Here is a 16,579-nt window from a genome sequence, read left to right on the forward strand (position 1 = left end):
CCGACCGCTCGACACCGGACCGACCGCATTCACACCCGCACGACGGACGGCGGAGGTCAGGCGTGCTCGAGGCCCAGGGCGTCGGCGACCTCCTTGCTGCGGAGTTCGCCGGCGTGGGTGCTCAGGCCCTGGGCGAGGGACCGGTCCGCGGCCAGCGCGGCCTTCCAGCCCTGGTCCGCGAGGGCGACGACGTACGGCAGGGTCGCGTTGGTCAGCGCACGCGTGGACGTCTGGGGCACCGCGCCGGGCATGTTCGCGACGCAGTAGAACAGGGCGTCGTGCACACCGTAGGTCGGGTCGTCGTGCGTGGTCGGGTGCGACCCCTCGAAGCAGCCGCCCTGGTCGATGGCGATGTCCACGAACACGGTTCCCGGCTTTGCCGCCTTCACCATCTGGTCGGTGACCAGCTTGGGCGCGGCGGCGCCCGGTACCAGGACGGAGCCGATGACGAGGTCGGCCCGTTCCACCTGCTCGGCGATCTCGTACTGAGTGGAGTAGCGGGTGTGGAGCCGCCCGTGGAACCGGTGGTCGAGCTCACGCAGGCGCGGCAGGGAGATGTCGACGACGGTCACGTCGGCGCCCATGCCCAGAGCGTTGGCCGCCGCGTGCTCGCCGGCCACACCGCCGCCGACCACCAGCACCTTCGCCTCGGGCGTGCCCGGGACGCCGCCCATGAGGACGCCCGCGCCGCCGGCCGCCCGCAGCAGGTGGTAGCCACCCGTCTGGATCGAGAGCCGGCCGGCGACCTCGCTCATGGGCGCGAGCAGCGGGAGCGAGCGGTCCGGGAGCTGGACGGTCTCGTACGCGATGGCGGTCGTGCCGGCGTCGAGCAGCGCACGCGTGCACGGCTCCGACGCCGCGAGGTGCAGATAGGTGAACAGCACCTGGTCGGCGCGCAGCCGTCGATACTCCGGCTCGATGGGCTCCTTGACCTTGACGACCATGTCGGAGTCCGCCCAGACCTCGTCGGCGGTGGCGAGCGTGACGGCTCCGGCCACGTGATAGGCCTCGTCGGTGAAGCCCGAACCGGTCCCGGCGCCCGCCTGGACGAGGACCTGGTGGCCGCGGCGAACGAGCTCATGCGCGCCGGCGGGGGTGATGCCGACGCGGTTCTCGTTGTTCTTGATCTCGGTGGGTATTCCGATCTTCATGTTTCGACGGTAGGCCGGTCCCGCTGTGCGGTCCAGGTCACATCTGCGAATAGAATGTTCGGAGAAACCGAACAGAGAGGTCCGGTGCCGCATGCTCGATCCCTGGCGCCTTCACCTGCTGCGCCAGCTCCACCAGCTGGGGACGGTACGCGCCGTGGCCGAGGCGCTGCACCTGAGCCCGTCGAGCGTCTCGCAGCAGCTCGCCACCCTGGAGAAGGAATCCGGTGCGCACCTCCTGGAACGGGCCGGCCGCCGGGTCCGCCTGACGCCGGTCGGGCTGGAGCTGGCCCGGCACGCGACGGAGATCCTCGACCACATCGAGTCGGTCGAGGCGGAGATCGCGGGTCTGCACTCCGAGCCCACCGGTACCGTGCGGGTCGCCGCGTTCACCAGCGTGCTCCACACCATTCTGATCCCCGCGGTACGGCGTCTGCGTGCCACGCACCCACGCATCGCCGTCGTGCTGACGGAGGCCGAGCCGTCGGAGGCGCTGCCCGCGCTGCGCCGCGGCGAGGTCGACCTGGCGGTCAGCGGAGACTTCGAGGACTCCCCCGAGCCGTCCGATCCCGACCTCGTGCGCACGTCGCTGACGCGGGACGACGTCGTGCTCGTGCTGGGCGAGGACGTGACGGTACCGGGCGTACCGGCGCCCGGCCACGGAGCCGACGCCGTCCGCCTTCCCGCACTGGCGGACGCCACCTGGGCGTTCGAGAAACCGGGGGCGCACCTGGCGGACCTGGCCGAGCGTCTCTGCCTCCGCGCGGGGTTCCGCCCGCGGATCGCCGCACGGTGCATGTCGCACGGCTCGCTGCTGCGCTACGTGGAGGCCGGCCTGGCGGTGACGCTGCTGCCACGGCTCGCCGTCGACCAGCGGTACGCGGTGCGGATCCTGCCCTTCGCGGATCCGCTGGAGCGGGACATCCACCTGATGGGACGCCGGGCCGCCATGTCGCGCGTCGCCGTCCGGGAGGTCGCGGACGCGATCACCCGCGTCAGCCCCTGACGCACCGCCCGTCCGGCGGACACACCAGGTCGCGCTACGTGGCGACGGCCCTCGGCCGGTCAGGAACGGCGGACTGCGCCGCACGCAGCTTGTCGAGCAGCGTGCGCAGCGTCGCGAGGTCGTCGGCCCGCATCGCGGAACCGACGTAGTGCGCGATCGACCGCACGTGCCGCAGTCCCACCTCCTTCTGCAGCCGGACGCCGTCGTCGGTGAGCACCACCTTCACGCCCCGGCCGTCCTCGGGCGCGGACTCGCGCCGCACCAGCCCCCGCCGTTCCAGGCGGTCCACCAGGCGCGACAGGGACGACTGCGCCATGAGGATGTTCTCGTTCAGGTCTCGCAGCCGCATCGAGCCCGAACCGCCGGAGAGCGTGAACAGCACGTCGTACTCGCGCATGCTCAGTTCGTCCCAGATGTCATCGGCGAGCAACCGGCGCATCAAGGTCACCTGTGTCCGGAAGAGCGACTCCCATGCCTCCGCTGCCTCGCGCGGCGTGGGAGCAGGCCGTTCTCTCACTGTCATCGGGTGTGATCCTCTCCTGCTTCGACTGGCACGCTACCCCAGGGCGGCTCAGATTTCCGCAGGAAGGACTCATATGGTGCAGACTTTCAGGACGGGCGCCCCGACGCGGCAAGCCGCGCCAGGAAGCGCGCGGCTCGAGGGCTCGTGGAGGCCGGAACTCAGCGCCCGAGGCGACGCTCCCGCTGGGAGAAGTCCCGCAGCGCGCGCAGGAAGTCGACCCGCCGGAACGCCGGCCAGTACGCCTCGCAGAAGTAGTACTCCGAGTGCATCGACTGCCACATCAGGAACCCCCCGACCCGCTGCTCGCCCGACGTACGGATCACCAGCTCCGGGTCGGGCTGGCCACGCGTGTACAGGTGCTCGGCGATGTGTTCGACGTCGGTGCGCTCGGCGAGCTCCTCCAGCGTCGCGCCGTTCTTCAGCTCCTCGGTGAGGTAGGAACGGACCGCGTCGGCGATCTCCTGCCGGCCGCCGTAGCCGATGGCCACGTTCACCTGCAGCCCGCCGACGCCGGACGTCGCCTCCTGCGCCTGGCGCAGAGTCCGCGAGAGACGCTCCGGCAGCAGGTCCAGCCGGCCGATGGCACGCAGACGCCAGCGACCGGACTCCGCGAGGTCACGGACCGCGTCCTCGATGATCTCCAGGAGGTTCTCCAGCTCGGCGGCCGAGCGGCTCAGGTTGTCCGTGGAGAGCATCCACAGCGTCACGACCTCGATACCCAGCGGCTCCGCCCAGCCGAGCAGGTCCGCGATCTTGTCGGCACCCCGCCGGTGCCCCGTGGCCGCGGTCTCGCCGAACGACTTCGCCCAACGCCGGTTGCCGTCGAGCATCACGCCGATGTGCCGAGGAAGCGAGGCACCGACGAGGCTGCGCGCGAGACGGCGCTCGTACAGTCGGTAGAGAGGTGAGGGCAGAAGCACGGGAAAACGCTACCGCGCCCCGGCATCCGTATAGCACGGGCCCTCGCGCCAACCCGCCGCAGGATCTTCACACCGCGGACGCCAGTCCCGGGATCCGCGGCCTAGCCTGGCAACAACCTACGCTACCGTAGGTTGTTGCCGTCGGCCGAGCGAAGGAGATGACAGATGGCACCAACAGCGAACGAGCCCCGCCGGCCGTCGTCAGGCCCTGTCGAGAACGTCCGTGACAAGGTGTCCGACACCTTCGACCGGGTCGGCGACACCTTCGACGACGTGCGTGGCAGCGTGACCGGTGTCGTGCAGACGATCTCCACGACCGTGTCGGACACGGTGGAGCGGAAGATCAAACCCCACCTGCGCGGCTGGATCCACGCCGGCACGTTCCCGTTCGCCCTCGCGGCGAGCATCACGCTGGTGGTGCTCGCGCCGGGAGCGGCCGCCAAGTGGTCCGTCGCGGTCTTCGGCCTCACGGCGGCGTTGCTGTTCGGCACCAGCGCCGTGTACCACCGCGGCACGTGGTCGCCGAAGGTGGAGGGGATCCTGCGACGCGCCGACCACTCCAACATCTTCCTCATCATCGCCGGCACGTACACGCCGCTCGCGGTCACCCTGCTGGACGAGCGCGACGCCACGATCCTGCTGTGGATCGTCTGGAGCGGTGCGCTGGCCGGGCTGATCGGCCGCATCGTGTGGCTGCACGCACCCCGCTGGGTCTACACGCCGATCTACGTGGCGCTCGGCTGGGTGGCCGTCGGCTACATGAAGCCGTTCTGGGAGGCCGGCGGGCCCGCCGTGGTCTGGCTGGTCATCTCCGGAGGCCTCGCCTACACGCTGGGCGCCGTGGTCTACGCGACGAAGAGGCCGGACCCCAGCCCGCGCTGGTTCGGCTTCCACGAGATCTTCCACGTGCTCACGGTCATCGGTTTCGCCTCGCACGTCGCGGCGATCTACCTGGCGGTGCTGTCCTGAGCCCGGCTCTCCTCGGCGGCCGGGCCCCGCGTACCGGGCGCTACCTCGGGACGACGGCGTAGCGGCGGTTGGCCAGGGACGGGTTGGTCCGGCGGGCCGCCGCGACGCCTGACGGGTCCAGGTCGACGGTCCTGATCTCAGGCCCGTCCCCCAGCTCCAGACCGACGACGCCGTCGGGCCCGACCAAGAGCGATCGCCCGGTGACGCTCTTGCCCGCCATCCCGACGCCGAGCACGATCGCCGTGTTCTCGATCGCCCGTGCCCGCAGCAGGGTGTGCCAGTGGTCCACCTTCAGCGGCCCGGCCATCCAGGCCGCCGGGTAGACCAGGACGTCGGCCCCGGCGTCCACGACGCGCCGCGCCGACTCCGGGAAGCGAAGGTCGTAGCAGGTCAGCACACCGAATCTGAGACCGCCGAGCGTCAGGGTGACCGGGTCCGCGCCGGCCGGGCCGGGCTCCAGGCGGTCCGACTCACGCGTTCCGAACGCGTCGTAGAGGTGCACCTTCCGGTACACGCCGGCCAGGACGCCCTCACGGTCCACGACCGCGAGGGCGTTGGCCGCGCGACCTTCGCCGGCAGGCAGCGCGAGCCCGGCGATCACCGAGACGCCGGTCTCGGCGGCACGCCGGCGCAGCAGGGAGACATACGGCCCGTCGAGGGGTTCGGCGTGCTCGGCGCCGACACCGCGGGGGTCGTACGCCGCGGCGTACTCCGGCAGCACCAGCAGCTGCGCCTTCACCCGCGCCGCCTCGCGGAACGCCGATACCGCCGTCTCCCGGTTCGCGGCGGCGTCGTCGGAGACCGTCAGCTGCGCGACCGTGACGCGGACCTTCTCCGCGCTCACGTCACCGACGACGCCTGGGACGCCGTCCGACGCCGTGCCGCTCCTCCCAGGGTCCCGATCTCTCACACCGGCCCCACGCCGCCGGGAGGGATGTCGATGTGACCCTGGCTGTCGCGCGGGTAGCGGTCGGCCGGGGGGCGGTGGTCGACGTCCCGCCGGATCTCGATCCCCTTGCGCCTCTCGACGTCCAGGCCCTGCTCCTCCGCGTTGCGGCGCGCCTTGCGCAGGTGCCGCGTCAGCGACAGGAAGAGGAACACGCAGGCGACCGCGACGGCGAACGTGACGAGGAACCCCACGAGCCCGGGCGTGATGTCCGTCTCCTCGAGGCCGGGCCGCAGCACGCCCTCGGTCGGGTCGGGCGACGGCGCCGCGGCGACGATCTCGGCCCAGCGCGTGCTCGCGACCGCCGCCATGGACAGAGCCTCGTTCATGCGTTCACCTGCGCGTGCTCCCGGCCCTCGTCGCCGGCCGCCCGCTCGGCGTCGAGGGCCTCGCGCACGCCCGCGAACAGGTCGTCCTCGTGCTCTCCGGGCGCGCGCTCGGGGAGCGGGATGTTCGACACGGCGAGCTCGTACTCGTCCCAGGGCCACACGTCGGCCTCGATGTCGCGGGGGACCGCGAAGAAGAAGCCGTCCGGGTCGATCTGCGAGGCGTGCGCACGCAGGGCGTCGTCGCGGTGGGAGAAGTAGCCGGACACGGGCACGTACGTCGTGACCTCACGCTCCGGGATCTCGCGCGCCGCGCGGGACTCGATCCAGTCGCCGAACGGGGACTCCAGTCCGGCGCCCTCCATGGCCTCGTGCACCGCACGCAGGCTCTCCATCGAGAACCCGTGGTTGTAGTAGAGCTTCATGGGCTCCCACGGTTCGCCGGCGTCCGGATACCGCGCCGCGTCCCCGGCGGCGGCGAACGCCTCGGCCGACACCTCGTGGCACTTGATGTGGTCGGGGTGGGGATAGCCGCCCGACGGGTCGTAGGTCGTCATGACATGCGGCCGGAACTCCCTCACCAGGCGGACCAGCGGCTCCGAGGCCTCTTCGAGCGGCACGAGCGCGAAGCAGCCCTCGGGCAGCGGGGGCAGCGGGTCTCCCTCGGGCAGTCCGGAGTCGACGAAGCCCAGCCAGCGGTGCCGCACGCCGAGCGCGGCGGCCGAGCGGGCCATCTCCTCACGGCGCACCGCGTGACGCCCGTCGAGCGAGTCGAACTCGTGCCCGTCGGGCACGACGTACGACGGGTTGAGGATGTCGCCCCGTTCTCCTCCGGTACAGGTGACGACGAGAACCTCCACGCCCTCGGCCGCGTAGCGGGCCGTGGTCGCGGCCCCCTTGCTCGACTCGTCGTCGGGGTGCGCGTGCACCGCCATGAGGCGGAGCGGCTCGCGCTCGGATTCGGACACCTGGACCTCCCGGCCGGCAGTCGACGGCAATGTTCTCGTCCGACACCGAGCGGCGCCGCGCGCCTGCTTCGCGGCGGCCCCTTCGTCGATGTCGGCGACATGCACCATCATGTCACTATGAGCTCCGACCCCCTAGCAGACCGTTACGGCCGCCCGGCGCGCGAGACCGGGCCGTCCGGCCGACCGCGCCTGTCGGTCGGTGCGCGGATCGCGATCGCGGCGGCACTCGCCGTCGGCGTCGCCGGCGCCGCCTGGTTCGCCTGGTCCGACGCGCAACGCAACCCGGTCTCCTTCCGGGACGTGGGGTTCTCCGTCGAGAGCGCCGAGCTGGTGTCGGTGACGTTCGACGTGATGATGCCGCCGGGGACGACGGCGGTGTGCACCGTCACGGCCCTCAACCCGAGTTACGCCGAGGTGGGATCCCTCGACGTCGAGGTGGGGCCGGACGAGCGTGACGCCGTCCGGGTCACCGCCGACGTGCGGACCACTCAGGAGGCGACGACCGGCATCGTCGACCGCTGCTCGGTAAGCCCTTGACACTTACCGGGCGGTTCGTTGATAGAATTGACGTTTCACACGCTGTAGAGACCCGCTGAACGGGCACGTGCGTGCTTTCCCGTTCGGCGGGTCTTGCGCGTTGTCGGTGCCCCACCGCCGCTCGAACGAGCTACCACGAAAGGAGAGCTTCCGTGACCGACACCTCTGTCACCTGGCTCACCCAGGACGCGTACGACCGGCTTCAGGCCGAGCTGGAGCGCCTTTCCGGCCCTTACCGCGCGGAGATCACCGAGCGCATCGCCGCCGCACGCGACGAGGGCGATCTCAAGGAGAACGGTGGGTACCACGCCGCTCGCGAGGAGCAGGCGAAGAACGAGGCCCGCATCAAGGAACTCACGGAGAAGCTGCGTACCGTCCAGGTGGGTCAGCCGTCCGACGACGGCACGGTGCAGCCCGGCATGGTCGTCACGGTGTCGATCTTCGGCGACAACGAGACGTTCCTGCTGGGGTCCCGCGAGATGGCAGGTGACACGGACATGGACGTCTTCTCCCCCACCTCCCCGCTCGGCGCGGCCATCGTGGAGAAGAAGGTCGGCGACAGGACCAGCTACGAGGCACCGAACGGCAAGACGATCGAGGTCGAGATCATGGACGCCAAGCCGTTCGCCTGAACCTCTCCCCTGCCGTGCCCGCTCTCCGGGTCGGCGGAACCACGGCTCCCGACGACGAGGGCACGCCACGGTGAACGGACCGCGGCGTGCCTTCGTCGTCCTGCGCCCCGGCCCGCGGGCCGGCGTCTTTCCCCGTCGGCCGGACGGGCCGCGCCCGGCGCCGTCGGCGGGCTGTGGACCGCGGCTACGTGACGTCGACGGCGAAGCCGTCCTGGCGCAGGCGTTCGACGACGGACGTCCGGTGCTCCGCGCTCTTGGTCTCCACCTGAAGATTGACCAGCACCTCCGACACCGACAGGGAGACGTCGGTGCGCGAGTGCTCCACCTGGACGATGTTGGCGCCCGCCGCGGCGATCGCGTCGACGAGACCGGCCAGCGCGCCGGGCCGGTCCTGGACGCGCACCCGGAGCTGCAGATAGCGGCCCGCCGCGACAAGACCGTGCTGGACCACCCGGAGCAGCACGAGCGGATCGATGTTCCCGCCGCTGAGCACCGGGACGATCGGTCCGGCGAACTCCCCTGGTGCGGCGGCCAGCAACCCGGCCACACCGGCCGCGCCCGCGGGCTCCACCATGAGCTTGCCACGCTCCAGCACCAGGAGCAGGCCGCGGGACAGCAGGTCCTCACTGACCGTACGGACCTCCACGCCGTGTCCCGCCACGAGCCCGAACGGCACCTGCCCCGGGGTACCGATCGCGATGCCGTCGGCCATGGTCGGTTGCAGGTCGACCGCCGTCGGGCGCCCCGCGTCGAGCGACCCGGGATAGGCCGCGGCCTGCGCGGCCTGCACGCCCACGACGCGCACGTGGGGCGCGACGTCGGCCAGGACGGCCGCGATCCCGGCCACCAGGCCACCGCCACCCAGCGGCACGAGGATGGTCGCGACATCGGGCACCTGCTCCAGGATCTCCAGCGCGATGGTGCCCTGACCGGCGACGATGTCGGCGTGGTCGAACGGGTGGATGAGGATGCGCCCCGAGCGGGCGGCCTCGACGCGCGCGGCCGACAGCGCCTCGTCGACGCTGCTGCCGACCTGGCGCACCTCGGCGCCGTAGCTGCGGGTGGCGGACAGCTTCGGGAGGGGGGCGTCGACCGGCATGAACACCATGGCGTCGATGCCCAGCATGCCCGCTGCGAGCGCCACGCCCTGGGCGTGGTTGCCGGCACTCGCGGCGACGACACCACGGTCGCGTTCCTCGGGGGTGAGGCGGGACAGGCGCGTGTAGGCGCCACGGACCTTGAAGGATCCGGCACGCTGGAGGTTCTCGCACTTGAGCACGACCTTGGCGCCGGCGAGCTGGGAAAGTGCCCGGCTCTCGACGACGGGCGTGCGGGTGATCACGCCGTCGAGGAGACCTGCGGCCTCGCGGACGTCGTCCGCGCTCACGGTGGGGACGGTACTGGGTGTCACCCCGCGACACTACAACGCGCCGGTGTCAGGAGTCCTCCGCCGGATCCGCGGCCCGGCGCAGCGGGATGCGCAGCGGTGGGGCATCGGGAGCGAGCCATCTGATGGGGAGTTTGTCGTCGTCACCGAGCTCCGGGAACTTGTCGTGCCCGGTGAGGTAGAGCACCACGGTGTTGACCAGCGCGAGAAGCGGCACGGCGAAGAGCGCGCCGGCGATGCCGGCCACGAACGATCCGGCGGCAACCGCGAGGATCACGGCGACGGGGTGCAGGGACACCGCCTGGCCCATGAGGAAGGGCTGGAGCACGTGGCTCTCGATCTGCTGCACCAGGATGACGATGCCCAGCATGATGATCGCCGCGACCCAGCCCTGGGCGACGAGCACCACCACGGTCGCGATGGCTCCTGTGACGATGGCACCGACCATCGGGATGAACGAGCCGACGAACACGAGCACCCCGATCGGGACGGCGAGGGACGGCACGAAGAACGCCGATCCGAGCCCGATCCCGATGGCGTCGACGCCGGCAACGAGGATCTGGGTGCGGGTGTAGGCGGAGAGGGTCACGATGCCCCGGCGTCCGGCCTGGTGCACGCGGTCCCGCGCTGCCGCGGGCAGGAGGCCGACCACCCAGCTCCAGATGCCGCGGGGGTCGTGCAGGAAGAAGAACGTGCAGAACAGTGCGATGAGGGCGCCGATCAGCAGGTTTCCCGCGGTGACCGCGGCGCCGAGAGCACCGGCGATGATCGCGTCCCGCTGTGCCTCCAGTTCGGTGAGGAGCTCGCCCTGGTAGTCGCCCAGGTCGAGCTGGAACTGGCGGTCGAGGAAGCCCGTCAGTTCCTCGAAGCCGGCGATGGCCTCCTCCGACAGATCGGCGAAGCCGGTCGCGACCTGCTGCCCCGCGAAGGTGACGAGGGCGGCGGCGGCAAGGATCAGGCCGACCAGGGAGATGCCGGACGCGAGTCCGCGCGGCACCCGCAGGGTGTGCTGCAGGAAGCGCCGCACGGGGGTGAGCATCACTGCCAGGAGCAGTGCCACGGCCACCGGCACGACGATCACCCGGAGGCTCGCGAGCAGCCAGCCGATCGCCGCGAGCGCGGCGCCGATGAGCAGGATCCGCCAGGACCACGCGGCGGCCTCGCGGATGGTGCGGGGCACGGTGGTGGTTGCGTGGGCGGCGACAGGAGGGCCGGACGGCTTCGCCGGCGCTCCCGCGGCTGCGGCATCCGTCGTCGTCCGCTTCGTCCCGCCGTCGCCGGACGCCTTCACCTCGTTCTTCGCGGCGCGGGTCACCGGGCCCGCGGAGGGCGTCGCCCCGGCCCGCGGCTCGGTGTCGGCGGGGACGGAGACAGACTCGTTCTCGCTCACGATGCCCAACGTAGGCGATTCCGCCGGACGCGCCACGTGCCACCACGCGCAGATCACACGGACACGCCAGTTCCTGCACAGAAAACCCGGACGCCGGCTCCTGCCCGTGCGGGCCCCGGTGTCGTGGCCAGGGGCCGGGTCTTCTTTCGGCCTGGCCTGAAACGTCGGCGCGTACCACCGACTTTCCTTTTCCTCCCCGGGGCGCTTCGTCATCCTGGGCGAGTGTCCAACATCTACGACCTCCACCGGACCGACGGCGACCCGAGCCGGGTCGTGACCATGCTTCCCGACGTCGCGTACACCGCCCTGGCGCCCCTGCTCCACCACTCGCGTGCCGCGCTCCTGGAGCTGGGCTGGACCGTCCGCGTCGTGGAATGGTCCGGGACGCCGGACCTCGACGGTGCCCGTATCGCGGCCGCCGAGCTGCTCGAGGGTTCGGACGGGCCCGGCGACGGTGTGACGCATCTGGTGGTCGGCAAGTCCCTGGGTACCCTCGCGATCCCGGCCGCCGCGCGGCTGGGCCTGCCCGGTATCTGGCTCACGCCCCTGCTCACCTGGGACGACGCAGCCGACATACGGGAGGCCGTGGCAGGGCTCGAAGGGGATCACCTCCTGATCGGCGGCAGTGCCGATCCCACCTGGGACCACGACCTGGTGGCCTCTCTCCGCGCGGACTTCGTCGAGGTGCCGGGCGGCGACCACCGTCTCGAGATCCCCGACGACTGGCGGAAGAACCTGGAGACGGTCGAGGACCTCACGGCGGAGATCGAGCACTTCGCTTCCTCCTTCGACGTCCGCTGACGGAGACTGTGGTCACGTCCGGAACAGCCCGGGCGGCAGCGGCGTTCCCACTCACGCCACATCAAGGAGGTAGCAGCCATGTCGTTCTTCGAGTCGCTGTTCGGCCAGGGCAAGACCACGATGATCGCTCCCGAGGACGCCCTGCCGGGCCGCGAGTCCCCCGTTCTGCCCGCACCGCGACCGCACACGGTGCTCGGCACGTCCCTCACCGGCCCGTGGGAGCCGGACACCCGCGTGCTGTACCTCGCGATGGGCTGTTTCTGGGGTGCCGAGGAGATCTTCTGGCAGGTGCCCGGTGTGGTGTCGACCGCCGTCGGCTACATGGGCGGCACGACGCCGAACCCCACCTACGAAGAGGTCTGCACCGCCCGCACCGGCCACACCGAGACGGCGATGGTCGCCTACGACCCGTCGCGTGTCTCGGAGGAGGAGTTGCTGCGGATCTTCTGGGAGCGCCACGACCCCACCCAGGGCTTCCGCCAGGGGAACGACGTCGGCACCCAGTACCGGTCGGCCGTCTACTGGACCACGCCGGAGCAGGGTGAGGCGGCCCGGCGCACCGCGGCCCGATACCAGGAGGTGCTCGACGCCAAGGGATACGACCCCATCACGACGGAGCTGCGTCCGGCGGCGGAGGTCGGGTCCTTCTACCTGGCCGAGGACTATCACCAGCAGTACCTCAGCGAGGCGAAGAACCCGAACGGGTACCGCTGCCATGCGACCACGGGGGTTCCGTACCCCGACGCGGCCTGACGGGCTGCGTACCGTCAGGCCAGGCGGCCGCCGGGGCAGGCAGGGCGAGACGGCGGGCAGGCCGCCCCGACCCTTACGGCGCGGAGGTCAGCGGAGGCTCGGGAACTCTCCCGTGTCGTCGTCGACCACGAACGTGGGCGCCCCCCGGCGAGGCCGCAAGGCCTCCGGCGCCGTGGCCGGCGCGGTCGTGGCCGCCGCCGTGACCGCCGGGCCGCCGGGGACCGGCTCGGTGGCACGCCCGGCTCGCCGCCTCCGGCGTCGGAGCAGATAGGCCAGAGCGCCCGCGATACCGACCACGACGAGCGCGACGACGGCGATCGGCCCGGTTCCTGGCGCCAGGGAGCCCGCCGGCACGCGGGCGGCCCCGGTGACCGCACCCGCTGCGGCCTCCGGTCCGGGGCCCGCCCCGTTCGCGGGCGACGCGTCGAGGGCAGCCATGCCCCTCGGCGTCGAGCCCTCCGTCCGAACCTGGTGCTCGGTACCGTGAACAGCGTCCATGTCGTCCTCAGCTTCCTCGGCCCCGTCCTCCACCGGGCCGCTGGGAGTCGGGTCCGCGCCAGGGCACACGCGCCGTGGACACGAACCATCGTATGGAAACGCGCGCCGCCGGGGCGGTGACCCGAGTGTCAGGCCGCCGCCCCGGCGGAATCACGTGGTGCTCAGCCGGTGGTTCAGGCCATCCGACGCCTGCGCAGCACCAGCAGCGCGGCACCGCCGCCGACGAGGGCGAGCGCGAGCAGCCCGTACCCGATGGCAGGACCGGCGCCGGTCGCGGCGAGCACGCCCCCGTCGTCCTCCGCCTCGTCGCTCGGCTCCGTGCCCGGCTCGGTGGGCTCGTCCGACGGCCCGGTGGTGGGCTCCTCCGACGGCCCGGTGGTGGGCTCGTCACCCGGCTCCTCCGACGACCCGTCGGAAGGCTCGTCACTCGGCTCGTCCGAGGGGGACGGAGACGGAGACGGAGCGTCGGCATAGAAGACGGTGTAGTGACTGATGTCCTTGCCAGACGAGTGCTTGATCGTCACCTCGGTGCGGTAGTCATCCTCGCCGAATTCGACGTACTCCGGCCCCTCGCCCTGCTTGGCGGATCCGGCCTTGACGCAGTAGCCCGTGATGACCTGGCCCTCAGGCGCGGTGATCGTGATCTCCTTGGGGTCGCCCTCGTAATCGTCCCCGACGTCGATCTTGCCGTCCTTCGGGCAGGTGGCGCCCGAGTCATTCGAGGCAGTGACGGTGAAGCCGTTCTCGTAGGTGAGCGGTGCGGCGACGGCCGGGGCGGCGCCCAAGCCGACCGCGAGGAGCGCGGTGGCTCCGAGTGCGGCAATGCGGTTCATGGGGGATGCTCCTTCGACTGGGTGTCGCGCTACGACCCGCGCAACTCGCCGAACAATAGCGGGAACCCGGCGGAACACCAAAGCCCATCTCGCCGATTTATCCCCAGGGCTTCCGGTCGCAGATATCGAACGTCTTTACTCGGAACAGTGGCCGTCACCTGCTGAGACACTCGGAACCGACGGTCGCGCCAATAGCAGGACCGCCATTTCCTTTGCCGTTTCTTTCCTCTAATTCACCCGTCCAACTTCGTCGACGGGATGCCGCACCACGCCGTTCCGCACGCCGGAGGCGGAAGGCACGAACCGGCCGTGCGGGCGACGTCGGCACCCTGCCCGGCACCGCCCGGGCACGCGAAGCGACGGCCGTGGATCACGAAGCCCCGGTGATACCGCGGGTCAGTTCTCTCTTCTCCGCCTCTTCCGGCCGCTCTGGTTCGCCGGCGAACCACCCCCGCGGCTCTTCGGCCGGCCCCTACCCTGCCCTTGGCCGCGGCCCGTCGCGGACGAGTCACCACGCTTTCCCCCGCGTGGGCCCTTCCGGTCACGGATGGGCGCCGTCCGCTCGGCCGCTGCGGCGTCGGCGGACGACCGTGTCCGCCCGCGGCCCCGCGAGCTGTTCACGGTCCGCCCCCGGACGATGCCGATCATCTCCTCGACGAGGTCCGTCGTCCGGTCGACGGGCCACACGAGTCCGACCGGCGCCGTCGGGCCGCCGTCGAGCGGCCGGTACACCACGTCCTTGCGGTGGTGCAGACGCGCGAGTGACATCGGGAGCACCGTGATCCCCGCCGCCGCGCCGACGATCGCGAGCGCGTCCGCCGCCGTCGCGGGCCGTTCCAGCGGCGCGCCCTCGGGATCCACGGGCTCTCGTCCGGGCACGACCGCACGCCCCGGCACGGAGTCCGCCGTCCGACCCGACTCGACGAACCGGTCACCAGGAATGCCGTACAGCACGTCGTCCTGCGGCAGCCACACCGTCTCGCCGGCGAGGTCCTCCGGCGTCACCGCCTCGTCCGGCTCGAGGGCCGCGACGAGATGGTCCCGGTGCACGCACACGACCGCGACCTCCTCGTACAGCGGGATGCGGGAGAAGACGTCGGTGTCCACCGGCAGCCGTGCGACCGCGACGTCGGCCCGGCCCTCCCGCAGGGCGGAGGGAACGTCCGCGGCGTCGACCTGGACCAGGTCCAGCGTCACGTCGGGCAGGCGCTCGCGCCACACTCTCGCCCACTTGCCGGGCGTGGCGCCGGGAACGTAGGCGAGGCGGAAGGTCTCAGACACCAGGCAAGCATATTCTTGGGGCATGGCAACCCCGTTCTCCCAACAGGTCATCAAGCCGATCAACGCCGCCAAGCGGCTCGGCGTCCTCCTCCCGGAGACGCCACCGGAGTTCCGGGAGAAGGGCATCACTCGCGCCGAGCTGGAAGAGCTCGAGAAGAACCCGCCGGAGTGGCTGTCCGAGCTGCGCCGGAACGGACCCCACCCACGCCCCGTCGTCGCGGGGCGCCTGGGAATCTCCATCTCGGGCCTGGCCCGAGGCGGCGTCACGGAACCGCTCACCACCCAGCAGATCGACGACCTGCGCGCGGATCCGCCGGACTGGCTGGTCGCCGAGCGGGAGACGCACGCGCGGGTCCGCGCCGAGGAGGAGCGCGCCGCCGGGAACACGGCGGGCAAGGGCCGTCGCGACAACCCGCCGGCGTAGAGAGGCCCGCGTGACCGACTCTCTCGACACCGCCCTCGGGGCCCTGCGCCCATTTCCCGAGGACGGTTCGCGAGCCGACGGCCCGGTCGCGGTGGACGCGACGGACCGCCTGATCCTGGACGAGGCCCGCGACGCGATCACGTCGGCCGCACCCGGTGACGTCGTGACGATCGGCGACCGGTTCGGCGCCCTCACGCTCGGCGCCGTCAGCCTGGGCGCACGCGACGTGCGTGCGCATCAGGACGCGGTGGACGCCGAGGCCGCGCTGCGCGCCAACGCCTTCGTGGCGCGGCGAGGCTCCTTCGGCCATCATCCGCTCGGGCCGGACCTGTTGCGGGCCGCCCGGGTCGTTCTGCTCCAGCTCCCGAAGTCCCTCGCGGAGCTGACGGAGATCGCCGAACAGATCGCCCGGTACGCCGCCGGTGACGTCGTGCTGTACGCGGGTGGGCGCGTGAAGCACATGACGCACGCGATGAACGACGTGCTGGGGGCGCTCTTCGCGGATGTCACGCCATCGCTCGCACGGCGGAAGTCGCGGCTGCTCGTCGCACGTGAGCCCCGGCCGGACGTGCTCGACCGGCCGCTGACGTACCCGGCCGGCGACGTGATCCCCGACGTACCGGGCCTGCCCGGACCGATCACCGTCGTCACGCACGGCGGAGTGTTCGCCGGTGGCGGTCTGGACGGCGGCACCCGGCTCCTGCTCGAGCAGTCGGACGGCTGGCCGCCGCCGTCCGGGCCCGAGCTCGCCGTGGATCTGGGGTGCGGCAGCGGGATCCTCGCCACCGCACTGGCCCTGCGGGGGTTCGAGGTCGTGGCGACGGACCGCAGCGCCGCGGCGGTGGCTTCCGCCCGGGCGACGGCGACGGCGAACGACGTCGGGCACCTCGTGCGGACCGTGCGCGACGACGCCGGCGCGTCCCTGCCCGACGGCTGCGCCGGCCTCGTCCTGCTCAACCCGCCGTTCCACGACCGGGCCGCGGTCAGCACCGACGCGGCGCACCGGATGTTCGCGGCGGCCGGCCGCGTGCTACGACCCGGCGGCGAGCTGTGGACCGTGTACAACTCCGCACTGCGGTACCGCCCGGCGCTGGAGCGCGCCGTCGGCCCCACCGAGCAGGTCGCCCGTGACCGCCGTTTCACGGTCGCACGCTCGACCCGGCCCACCGCGAAATCCCTTACTGACAAGTAAGTACAGAGCCCGCTACGCTCGCCCGGAACGGAACTCGAGCATCGA

Annotated in this window: 19 protein-coding genes; 8 read left to right on the forward strand and 11 right to left on the reverse strand. The window is 71.7% G+C overall.

Annotation, left to right across the window (positions count from 1 at the left end; translation table 11 throughout):
- Positions 1-56: 56 nt before the first annotated feature.
- On the reverse strand, positions 57-1,151 hold the full coding sequence (ald, locus tag J0911_RS19245) for an alanine dehydrogenase (protein ID WP_207277124.1): 1,095 nt from the start codon (positions 1,149-1,151) through the stop codon (positions 57-59).
- 91 nt (positions 1,152-1,242) lie between these two features.
- On the opposite strand from ald, the gene J0911_RS19250 reads away from it, so the two are divergent.
- Entirely contained in the window at positions 1,243-2,154 is a 912-nt protein-coding gene (locus tag J0911_RS19250; protein ID WP_207277125.1) for a LysR family transcriptional regulator, read from the forward strand.
- Positions 2,155-2,188: 34 nt separating this feature from the next.
- Here the strand turns inward: J0911_RS19250 and J0911_RS19255 are convergent, their stop codons facing one another.
- Both J0911_RS19255 and J0911_RS19260 read right to left on the reverse strand, forming a co-directional pair.
- Entirely contained in the window at positions 2,189-2,677 is a 489-nt protein-coding gene (locus tag J0911_RS19255) for a MarR family winged helix-turn-helix transcriptional regulator (protein ID WP_207277126.1), read from the reverse strand.
- Between the two features lie 158 nt (positions 2,678-2,835).
- Positions 2,836-3,597, reverse strand: coding sequence for an isoprenyl transferase (locus J0911_RS19260; RefSeq protein ID WP_207277127.1), 762 nt, complete (start codon positions 3,595-3,597; stop codon positions 2,836-2,838).
- Between the two features lie 165 nt (positions 3,598-3,762).
- Between J0911_RS19260 and trhA the strand changes: the two genes are divergently transcribed.
- Positions 3,763-4,566, forward strand: a complete 804-nt coding sequence (gene trhA / locus J0911_RS19265; protein WP_207277128.1) for a PAQR family membrane homeostasis protein TrhA — start codon at positions 3,763-3,765, stop codon at positions 4,564-4,566.
- A gap of 40 nt (positions 4,567-4,606) precedes the next feature.
- Here trhA and J0911_RS19270 read toward each other — a convergent pair whose 3' ends face one another.
- The 3 genes from J0911_RS19270 to mca form a co-directional block, all read right to left on the reverse strand.
- Positions 4,607-5,410 (reverse strand): carbon-nitrogen hydrolase family protein, encoded by an 804-nt coding sequence (locus tag J0911_RS19270; RefSeq protein WP_207277129.1) that lies wholly within the window; start codon positions 5,408-5,410, stop codon positions 4,607-4,609.
- A gap of 62 nt (positions 5,411-5,472) precedes the next feature.
- Positions 5,473-5,841: a hypothetical protein gene (locus J0911_RS19275; RefSeq protein WP_207277130.1), complete on the reverse strand. Its 369-nt coding sequence runs from the start codon at positions 5,839-5,841 to the stop codon at positions 5,473-5,475.
- On the reverse strand, positions 5,838-6,773 hold the full coding sequence (gene mca, locus J0911_RS19280) for a mycothiol conjugate amidase Mca (protein ID WP_207277280.1): 936 nt from the start codon (positions 6,771-6,773) through the stop codon (positions 5,838-5,840). The genes J0911_RS19275 and mca overlap by 4 nt, the downstream gene beginning before the upstream one ends.
- 150 nt (positions 6,774-6,923) lie before the next feature.
- On the opposite strand from mca, the gene J0911_RS19285 reads away from it, so the two are divergent.
- Positions 6,924-7,343, forward strand: coding sequence for a DUF4307 domain-containing protein (locus J0911_RS19285; protein ID WP_207277131.1), 420 nt, complete (start codon positions 6,924-6,926; stop codon positions 7,341-7,343).
- A gap of 152 nt (positions 7,344-7,495) precedes the next feature.
- The gene (gene greA, locus J0911_RS19290) at positions 7,496-7,975 is read left to right on the forward strand and encodes a transcription elongation factor GreA (protein WP_207277132.1); all 480 of its coding nucleotides are present in this window, start codon (positions 7,496-7,498) and stop codon (positions 7,973-7,975) included.
- 184 nt (positions 7,976-8,159) lie between these two features.
- Here greA and ilvA read toward each other — a convergent pair whose 3' ends face one another.
- Both ilvA and J0911_RS19300 read right to left on the reverse strand, forming a co-directional pair.
- Entirely contained in the window at positions 8,160-9,386 is a 1,227-nt protein-coding gene (gene ilvA / locus J0911_RS19295) for a threonine ammonia-lyase (RefSeq protein ID WP_207277133.1), read from the reverse strand.
- Positions 9,387-9,411: 25 nt separating this feature from the next.
- Complete coding sequence (locus tag J0911_RS19300) at positions 9,412-10,752, reverse strand: AI-2E family transporter (RefSeq protein WP_307865186.1); 1,341 nt, start codon at positions 10,750-10,752, stop codon at positions 9,412-9,414.
- Between the two features lie 222 nt (positions 10,753-10,974).
- Here J0911_RS19300 and J0911_RS19305 point away from each other — a divergent pair, with 222 nt between their 5' ends.
- A complete protein-coding gene (locus tag J0911_RS19305; protein ID WP_207277135.1) occupies positions 10,975-11,553 on the forward strand; it encodes a hypothetical protein in 579 nt (192 codons plus the stop codon).
- Positions 11,554-11,631: 78 nt separating this feature from the next.
- On the forward strand, positions 11,632-12,306 hold the full coding sequence (gene msrA / locus J0911_RS19310; RefSeq protein WP_207277136.1) for a peptide-methionine (S)-S-oxide reductase MsrA: 675 nt from the start codon (positions 11,632-11,634) through the stop codon (positions 12,304-12,306).
- A gap of 87 nt (positions 12,307-12,393) precedes the next feature.
- Here msrA and J0911_RS19315 read toward each other — a convergent pair whose 3' ends face one another.
- The 3 genes from J0911_RS19315 to J0911_RS19325 all read right to left on the reverse strand — a co-directional run bounded on the left by J0911_RS19315 (position 12,394) and on the right by J0911_RS19325 (position 14,918).
- A complete protein-coding gene (locus J0911_RS19315; RefSeq protein ID WP_207277137.1) occupies positions 12,394-12,744 on the reverse strand; it encodes a hypothetical protein in 351 nt (116 codons plus the stop codon).
- Between the two features lie 233 nt (positions 12,745-12,977).
- On the reverse strand, positions 12,978-13,637 hold the full coding sequence (locus J0911_RS19320; RefSeq protein WP_207277138.1) for a hypothetical protein: 660 nt from the start codon (positions 13,635-13,637) through the stop codon (positions 12,978-12,980).
- A gap of 396 nt (positions 13,638-14,033) precedes the next feature.
- Positions 14,034-14,918: a LysR family substrate-binding domain-containing protein gene (locus tag J0911_RS19325; protein ID WP_307865187.1), complete on the reverse strand. Its 885-nt coding sequence runs from the start codon at positions 14,916-14,918 to the stop codon at positions 14,034-14,036.
- A 22-nt stretch (positions 14,919-14,940) separates the two neighbouring features.
- Here J0911_RS19325 and J0911_RS19330 point away from each other — a divergent pair, with 22 nt between their 5' ends.
- Both J0911_RS19330 and J0911_RS19335 read left to right on the forward strand, forming a co-directional pair.
- Positions 14,941-15,342 carry a DUF5997 family protein gene (locus J0911_RS19330; RefSeq protein WP_207277140.1) on the forward strand — a complete coding sequence of 134 codons (402 nt, stop codon included), beginning with the start codon at positions 14,941-14,943 and terminating at the stop codon, positions 15,340-15,342.
- A 10-nt stretch (positions 15,343-15,352) separates the two neighbouring features.
- A complete protein-coding gene (locus J0911_RS19335; RefSeq protein ID WP_207277141.1) occupies positions 15,353-16,534 on the forward strand; it encodes a class I SAM-dependent methyltransferase in 1,182 nt (393 codons plus the stop codon).
- Positions 16,535-16,579 lie beyond the last annotated feature (45 nt).

Source organism: Myceligenerans salitolerans, assembly GCF_017349295.1.
Classification (GTDB): Bacteria; Actinomycetota; Actinomycetes; order Actinomycetales; family Cellulomonadaceae; genus Myceligenerans; species Myceligenerans salitolerans.

Coding starts and splice junctions, on each gene's coding strand:
- mca (WP_207277280.1), bottom strand. CDS start 6,773: ATGGCGGTGCACGCGCACCCCGACGACGAGTCGAGCAAGGGGGCCGCG.
- msrA (WP_207277136.1), top strand. CDS start 11,632: ATGTCGTTCTTCGAGTCGCTGTTCGGCCAGGGCAAGACCACGATGATC.
- trhA (WP_207277128.1), top strand. CDS start 3,763: ATGGCACCAACAGCGAACGAGCCCCGCCGGCCGTCGTCAGGCCCTGTC.
- J0911_RS19285 (WP_207277131.1), top strand. CDS start 6,924: ATGAGCTCCGACCCCCTAGCAGACCGTTACGGCCGCCCGGCGCGCGAG.
- ald (WP_207277124.1), bottom strand. CDS start 1,151: ATGAAGATCGGAATACCCACCGAGATCAAGAACAACGAGAACCGCGTC.
- J0911_RS19275 (WP_207277130.1), bottom strand. CDS start 5,841: ATGAACGAGGCTCTGTCCATGGCGGCGGTCGCGAGCACGCGCTGGGCC.
- J0911_RS19330 (WP_207277140.1), top strand. CDS start 14,941: ATGGCAACCCCGTTCTCCCAACAGGTCATCAAGCCGATCAACGCCGCC.
- J0911_RS19250 (WP_207277125.1), top strand. CDS start 1,243: ATGCTCGATCCCTGGCGCCTTCACCTGCTGCGCCAGCTCCACCAGCTG.
- J0911_RS19320 (WP_207277138.1), bottom strand. CDS start 13,637: ATGAACCGCATTGCCGCACTCGGAGCCACCGCGCTCCTCGCGGTCGGC.
- J0911_RS19255 (WP_207277126.1), bottom strand. CDS start 2,677: ATGACAGTGAGAGAACGGCCTGCTCCCACGCCGCGCGAGGCAGCGGAG.
- J0911_RS19315 (WP_207277137.1), bottom strand. CDS start 12,744: ATGGCTGCCCTCGACGCGTCGCCCGCGAACGGGGCGGGCCCCGGACCG.